The following is a 1,295-nucleotide window of genomic DNA, read 5'->3' on the forward strand; positions in this document are numbered from 1 at the left end:
GTGATTTTCACGTCGGGGTCGACGGGTCAACCCAAGGGCGTGATGATCGACCACCGCGGCGCCCGCAACACCATCCACGACATCAACCACCGCATCAACCTCACCCCCCACGACCGCACCCTCGCCCTCTCCAACCTCAGCTTCGACCTCTCCGTCTGGGACATCTTCGGCACCCTCACCGCCGGCGCCACCCTCGTCCTGCCCAACCCCGGCACCCAACGAGACCCCCACCACTGGAACACCCTCATCCACCACCACCACATCACCATCTGGAACAGCGTCCCCGCCCTCTTCGAACTCCTCACCGAACACCGCCACCACACCCACGACCACACCCCCACCCTCCGCACCGCACTCCTCTCCGGAGACTGGATCCCCCTCACCCTCCCCCCACGCGCCCACACCACCTTTCCCCACCTCACCCTCCACAGCCTCGGCGGCGCCACCGAAGCCTCCATCTGGTCCATCCACCACCCCATCACCACCATCAACCCCCAATGGACCAGCATCCCCTACGGAAAACCCCTCACCAACCAAACCCTCCACATCCTCGACCACCACCAAAAACCCCGACCCCCCTACACCACCGGACACATCCACATCGGCGGAACCGGCACCGCCCTCGGCTACTGGAAAGACCCCCACAAAACCAACAACGCCTTCACCACCAACCCCCACACCCACCAACGCCTCTACCGCACCGGAGACCTCGGCCGATACTGGCCCGACGGCACCATCGAATTCCTCGGACGCGAAGACCAACAAACCAAAATCAACGGCTACCGAATCGAACCCGGAGAAATAGACAACACCCTCACCACCCACCCCCACATCCACACCACACTCACCACCACCCACACCAACCCCACCACCAACACCCGCCAACTCACCACCTACATCATCCCCACCAACCCCACCACACCCCCCAACCCCCAAGACATACGCAACTGGCTCCACACCAAACTCCCCCACTACATGATCCCCACCCACATCATCACCCTCGACAAACTCCCCCTCACACCCAACGGAAAAATCAACCACAAAGCACTCCCCCACCCCACCACCCAACCCCACAACACCACCCACACACCCCCCACCACCCCCACCGAACACACCCTCACCACCATCTGGACCCAACTCCTCAACCCACCCCACCCCCTCAGCACCACCCACAACCTCTTCCAACTCGGAGCCGACTCCCTCCTCGCCCTCCGCGCCACCGCACAAGCCGACCAACACGGCCTCCACCTCACCCTCCCCGACATCTTCAACAACCCCACCATCAACCAACAGGC

Annotated in this window: 1 protein-coding gene; it reads left to right on the plus strand. The window is 63.2% G+C overall.

Annotated elements, in window-relative coordinates; translation table 11 throughout:
• Positions 1 to 42 precede the first annotated feature (42 nt).
• Positions 43 to 1,295 (plus strand): non-ribosomal peptide synthetase (locus ACFY60_RS29505; protein ID WP_388617698.1); only part of this gene is annotated, 1,253 nt, incomplete at its 3' end.

The organism is Streptomyces sp. NPDC012827 (genome assembly GCF_042900905.1).
Classification (GTDB): Bacteria; Actinomycetota; Actinomycetes; order Streptomycetales; family Streptomycetaceae; genus Streptomyces; species Streptomyces gulbargensis.